The organism is Bradyrhizobium altum, from assembly GCF_020889705.1.
GTDB lineage: Bacteria > Pseudomonadota > Alphaproteobacteria > Rhizobiales > Xanthobacteraceae > Bradyrhizobium > Bradyrhizobium altum.
The window spans coordinates 1-5,410 of the sequence record NZ_JACMYP010000403.1; the positions used below are offsets into that span (position 1 = coordinate 1).

A 5,410-nucleotide genomic window follows, 5' to 3' on the forward strand; every position below is an offset into this window, starting at 1 on the left:
CTCCCGGCGCATCGATCGCCGGCGAGATCCTGCTGACCCCGAAGGGCACGCTCGGCTTGCGCGGCCCCATGGTGCCAGTCGCCGCCTATGCGCCGCCGCCGCCCCCGGGCGACAGTCTGATTGCGCCGCCGCCGCGTGATTACGTCGACACCGAATATGCCGCGCGGGTCGACCGCGCGACCGGCGCCGTCAACATCACCGCCCCGCCGTCAGGGGTCATGACGGTGGGCGGCTACCGCTTCCTTGCCCAGGAACTGCTGGAGTGGTCGCGCCGGCTCGGCCAGGGCGCGTTGTTGACGGCACTGCCCGACCGCCTGAGTGGCCACCGGCTGGCCGGACGGGCTCAGGACAATGCGCGAGCCCGCGACGCCCTGACAGAACTTGGGCTTAACCCGTTGATGGTCGAAGCATTTCGCGACCGCAGCGGCACCGGAATGCCTTAAAATCTTATCATTGCGTTAGTCTTAGCATTGTGTTGACGCCGCATTAAGCCATGCCAACTAGCATCGTGACCGTTTGCTGATCTGTGCATTGGTTTCGAGCGTTCGAATGTCTCAACAAGGTCCGGTCCTCATCGTATCGGCGTCGGCAAAGCCGCCGTTTGCCGCGGTCCTCGATGAGACAAAGCTGTTTCCGGTCGTGGTCTCCGACTGGAGCGAGGTCGGACGCGCCATCGAGCAGGTCAAGCCGGCCGCGATCATCGCGGCCGCCGAGGGCGTCGACTTCGTCACCCTGTCGGGCCTGGCCAAACGCGCCGCCGCCCGCGCGCCCTATCTGCCGCTGATCGCGGTCGATCCCGCGACCACCCTGCCCGACACCGTCATCGCGTTCTTCCAGCACAAAGGCATGCCGGATCGCCTGGCCGCCCGGCTCAACGCGTCCTTACGCGTTCGCGCCTTGCATGCGACCGTGATGCGCCGCCTGGTGCCGCCCACACCGATCGCATTATCCGATATCGATCCGGTCGGAGAGGCGACCGCGCTCCTGATCGGTCGCGGCGGCGCCTACCCGGCCCTGTCGGTGGCGCTCGGCGAGCGCGCCGGCGTGGTCGGCGCGCTGAGCATCGAGGCGGCCGCAAAGCATCTCTCCAACCGTGACATCGACGGCATCGTGCTGGCCGAAGGCTTCACCCCGCGCGTGATGGATGCGTTCCTGACGGTGCTGACCGAGGATGTTCGGTTCCGTCCGTTGCCCGTGATCGTCGCCTCCGGTGAGCTGACGCCGCGTTACGAGCTGCCCAATCTCGAGATCGTCACGGCCGGGCCGACGCGCGTCGGCGACATGGTGCTGCCGATGATCCGGCAGCATGCCTTCGAGGCGCGGCTCGGCCGCATGCTCAAGGCGATCGATGCCAAGGGCCTGATCGATCCCCGTACCGGTCTGCTCACCAAGGCCGCGTTCGAGCGCGACTTCGCGACCGCCGTCTACCAGACCGCCGAGCGCGGCGGCGCGCTCTCGGTGGCGCGGTTCACCTTCGACAACACGCAGCCGCGTGCGCAATTCGACGGCGCGCGGATCATCAGCCGGCTGATGCGCCAGGCCGATTTCGGCGCCGTGCACGACGAGCGCTCGCTCGTGGTGGCGTTCGCCGGCACCGACCTGCGCACAGCGCAGGCGATCACGCGGCGATTGGCAAGCGTGATGCGCCACACCCAGAACGGCCGCCGCGACACCAGGGCCGAGCCCGCCGTCAGCATCGCAACGCTGCTGCCGGGCGATTCCGCCCTCTCGTTGCTCGGGCGCCTGTTCGGGACGCCGGCGCGCGCGGCGTCATGACTACCGGACCAAGCGGCGGACCTGGGGCGGTGGCTAGTCGCGAAGGCCCAGCCGCTGAAGGTTCTCTGCCATGCGATCGATGGCCGCCTGCTGGAAGCGCATGGCTTGCTTGAACTTTGTGATCGTTAAGTCGGGGAATATCTCGGTCAACTGCGCAAAGGCGCGACGCGCTTCTTCGAACCTCCCTGCGCCATACAGAGACGATGCAAGATGCCGATATATCCACGTGGCATTCGGTCGTTCCTCCAAGGCGCGTTGGAACAATGCTGCGGCCTGGTCGTAGTTCTGCATGATCTCGTTTGCCGAACCCATACCGACGTAATTGTTGAAGTTGGTCGGATCGAGCGGACTGAGGCGCAGTGCACGCTCGAAATTGGTGATCGCATTCTGTGGCTGACCGACATAGTTTTCTAGCCAACCGAGGCGGCCCCACGCCCATGCATCATTCGGATCGATTGCTAACGCCCGCTCAAGCAACACCCGAGCGGTTCCATGGTTTTGTACAAGAGAATGTATGGCCCCCAAGATTGCCAGAACCATGGGATCGTCCCCGCTTAATTCTGCTGCGCGCTCCGCAAAGGATAGCGCCTTGTCCCGGCTCTCGACGATGTTCTCAACCCAATTGTAGACTAGGCACTGCGCATGACACCACCCGGCAAGAGATAGCGCCAGGGCATAGTCTGGATCAGCGGAAATTGCTGTTTCGAGCAACCCAAGGGCTTTGGAGTTTTCGTCCTTTTCACGCGCCCAGACGTGGGGCATCGCCCGCATTGTGTAATCGTAGCTGCCGAGATCCTGCGGACGCTTTCGTCGAGAACGCTCTATCTCGGCAGTACGAAGTGATGGCCCCAACGCACCCATCACTTGCGCCGAGATTCGATCCTGAAGGTCGAACAGGTCGCCGATGGCTCCGTCGTAGCGAGAGCTCCAGACATGGGTTCCTTTCTCGGTCTCTATCAGCTGAACGGTAATTCGCAGCTGCGCCCGCGCCTTCTGCACGCTGCCCTCGAGCACGTAGGCTACGCCAAGCTCCTTGCCGATATCGCGTACGTTTACGCTGCGTCCCCTGTAAGTGTAGGCGGACATGCGTGCGATCACGAAGAATGAGCGAACACGCGAAAGCGCAGACGTAATGGCTTCCACGATCCCATCGGCGAGGTAATCAGTTCCCTTCTCAGCCGACAGGTTTTCGAATGGCAGAACGACGATCGATGGCTTATCCGGAAGTGCCGGGTAAGTTCGCCGGCCGGTAGACACCCGAGATGCGCCGCTCTCGTCCAGACCCGCTCCGTCGGAGAGCACATCCACGCTGCCAACAAACCGGATGCCCTTACGCGGCAGGGTCCGTATCAGGGTTTGGTTCGCACCGCTGTCGCCGATCGCCCTTCGTGCAGCGTTGATCTGGCTCGTGAAAGTCGAATCCGAAATGCTGCGACCCGCCCAGACTGAGTCGATCAGTTCTTCCTTGCTCACGACGCGGTGATGATTCTGCAGCAGGTGAACCAGCAGGTCGAACACCTGCGGCTCTACTGCAATGTGCTGCGAACCGCGGCGGAGTTCGCGCCGCGCTGCATCAAGCACGTGATCGCCAAAGCGAAACGTCATATTGGCCTCCGAACGCAACCCTTTTGCGTTCGTGAGCGAATAATCAGGCCCATCCCGGGCAAAAAGCAAGGTCTCGTCAAAGACTTCGACGCCGAGTTGTCGCACCTTCCGCGAGCTTTCGGACACAATCGCTGCGGCGTCTGGTCCGAGCGCCCCTCGCCACAGGAGACAACGCTGTGCTCCCGATCAAGACGCCAGTCGCAACAACGACCACGAATCTCTTCCTCCTAGAGGACATCGACGCCGACAGGACGAAGAATCTTGCGGAAATCGATCGCAATGCGCTTCGCGCGGTCGGAGACTGGATCAAGACCTTCATGGCGAGTCCTCACAAGGATCTCGGCCGCGCCGGGCCCGTCTGTCCCTTTGTGCCAGCGGCCTTGAAGCACAAGACGCTTTGGCTCGCTGCCGAGCGCAGCGCCGGCCGGAGCGCAGCGGATGTCGTCCGTCTCGTGGAGGACTACAAGCGCCTGCTCCTCGCTGCTCAGCCCGTCGATGGCGACGACGCGAATGTCCGATCGATCGTTGTTGTTTTCACTGATTTGACAGCGGGCCAGGCCAAGGATTTCTGGGCCGGTGTCCTGAACCAGATCGGCATTCCGTCTTATGAGGACGATGGGCTGGCAATGGGACCCTTCTATGAGGGCAACCAGGATACCGCGATCTACAACCCGCACTTTCGACCGTTCATATCACCCGTACCGTTTCTGTTGATCAGACCCGCGGTCATCAGCGACTGGAAGTTCTTCCTGAACAACGAAGACTGGCTCACCCCCTGGGCACGTCGCCACGGCGAGCCTGCGTTCCACGCTCTTGCTGAGGAATTGCGCCGCTTGCCGTGGCGCGCGGGGCGCGACTAGTTCGGCCGCTTCGCAAATCGATTTGGAGACCACGTTCCTGCACTCGTCAAAGGAGGACAATGCCATGACTTGTATCAAGACGCTTGTCGCGGCTGCAGTTGCGGCCAGCACCGTGCTCGCCACTGGCGCCTTCGCCCAGAGCGCGAGGGAAATCCGCGGCGCTTCACCTTACGTCGCGGTCGAAAACGAGCCCGCGCCCAAGTTGATTGTCGATCCTCCACTTCCCGATGGGCTAGCCCAAGGAGTCTTCTGGGCGCAGTACCGGGTGGAGAACCTGCGCATTGCGCAAGTGTTCGGGGCCGGCGCCCGCCAGGTATCCCCACGTGTCGGGCATCTGCACATCAACGTCGACGACCTGCCCTGGTGGTGGGCGGATGCGAGCGACAACAACACCGTCGACATAGCCGGGCTACCCGCCGGTCAGCACAAAGTGAAGATCTCGCTGGTCGATACGGACCACAACGTCTTCCCCGGACAGGAGGTGACCCTGACGTTCACCATCCCCAGTCACGACAAGATGAGTCACAGCCACGGACGCTAGATGCGGATCGTTCGCGATAAATCGGAGACATGACGACATGATCGACTGGAAGCAGGAGACTAGCGATGTCAACGCGCGCCTCAAGGAGCTCGCATCGCGTACTCCCGACACGTTGAAGGGAGCGCTGCTGCTCAGCGGCGCCGGCGCGAGGACCAATCACCTTGACGCCAGAACGCGCGAACTGATCGCGCTGGCGGTGGCCGTGACGACGCGCTGTGACGGCTGCATCGCCGCTCATGCCGCCCAGGCCGTGAAGCTCGGTATCGGCGACGAGGAAATCGCCGAGGCGCTCGGCGTCGCCATCAATCTCAATGCCGGCGCGGCCCTGGTCTACAGCAGCCATGTGCTCGACGCGGTGGATCGTCTCAAGCAAACCCGAGAAGGAGAACTCCATGCTTAACGGAAAGACTGCACTCGTCACTGGTGGCACATCGGGCATTGGCCTTGCCACCGCGAAGCTCTTGCGCACCAATGGTGCACGGGTTGCCGTGACGGGCCGTGAGCCGGACGCCCTGGAGCGCGCGCGCCAGATCATCGGAGGCGACGTCCTGGCATTGCAGACCGACGTGCTTTCCCGTGACGCCCTCCGCAAGATGGCCCAGGACATACGGCAGGCCTTCGGTGCGCT

Annotated in this window: 6 protein-coding genes and 1 pseudogene; 6 read left to right on the plus strand and 1 reads right to left on the minus strand. The window is 63.1% G+C overall.

All coding sequences use genetic code 11. From position 1 onward, the window contains the following. Both H8B02_RS44845 and H8B02_RS44850 read left to right on the plus strand, forming a co-directional pair. Nucleotides 1–443 (plus strand): annotated as a pseudogene (locus H8B02_RS44845) (long-chain fatty acid--CoA ligase); the annotation flags it as partial. Nucleotides 444–549: 106 nt separating this feature from the next. Beyond that, complete coding sequence (locus H8B02_RS44850; RefSeq protein ID WP_229172151.1) at nucleotides 550–1,776, plus strand: GGDEF domain-containing protein; 1,227 nt, start codon at nucleotides 550–552, stop codon at nucleotides 1,774–1,776. A 33-nt stretch (nucleotides 1,777–1,809) separates the two neighbouring features. On the opposite strand, the gene H8B02_RS44855 is transcribed toward H8B02_RS44850, so the two are convergent. Further along, nucleotides 1,810–3,486: a winged helix-turn-helix domain-containing tetratricopeptide repeat protein gene (locus H8B02_RS44855; RefSeq protein ID WP_229172152.1), complete on the minus strand. Its 1,677-nt coding sequence runs from the start codon at nucleotides 3,484–3,486 to the stop codon at nucleotides 1,810–1,812. Between the two features lie 71 nt (nucleotides 3,487–3,557). On the opposite strand from H8B02_RS44855, the gene H8B02_RS44860 reads away from it, so the two are divergent. The 4 genes from H8B02_RS44860 to H8B02_RS44875 all read left to right on the plus strand — a co-directional run. Then, nucleotides 3,558–4,241, plus strand: a complete 684-nt coding sequence (locus tag H8B02_RS44860) for a DUF6875 domain-containing protein (RefSeq protein WP_229172153.1) — start codon at nucleotides 3,558–3,560, stop codon at nucleotides 4,239–4,241. Nucleotides 4,242–4,305: 64 nt separating this feature from the next. Continuing rightward, the gene (locus H8B02_RS44865) at nucleotides 4,306–4,782 is read left to right on the plus strand and encodes a DUF6130 family protein (protein WP_229172154.1); all 477 of its coding nucleotides are present in this window, start codon (nucleotides 4,306–4,308) and stop codon (nucleotides 4,780–4,782) included. A gap of 37 nt (nucleotides 4,783–4,819) precedes the next feature. Next, on the plus strand, nucleotides 4,820–5,182 hold the full coding sequence (locus tag H8B02_RS44870) for a carboxymuconolactone decarboxylase family protein (RefSeq protein ID WP_229172155.1): 363 nt from the start codon (nucleotides 4,820–4,822) through the stop codon (nucleotides 5,180–5,182). Next, nucleotides 5,175–5,410: SDR family NAD(P)-dependent oxidoreductase (locus tag H8B02_RS44875; protein WP_229172156.1), on the plus strand; the 236-nt coding region annotated here is incomplete at its 3' end. The genes H8B02_RS44870 and H8B02_RS44875, both read left to right, overlap by 8 nt.

Bases quoted from the DNA above. Each gene is read 5' to 3' on its own strand.
- H8B02_RS44850 (WP_229172151.1), top strand. From the start codon at position 550: ATGTCTCAACAAGGTCCGGTCCTCATCGTATCGGCGTCGGCAAAGCCG.
- H8B02_RS44865 (WP_229172154.1), top strand. From the start codon at position 4,306: ATGACTTGTATCAAGACGCTTGTCGCGGCTGCAGTTGCGGCCAGCACC.
- H8B02_RS44870 (WP_229172155.1), top strand. From the start codon at position 4,820: ATGATCGACTGGAAGCAGGAGACTAGCGATGTCAACGCGCGCCTCAAG.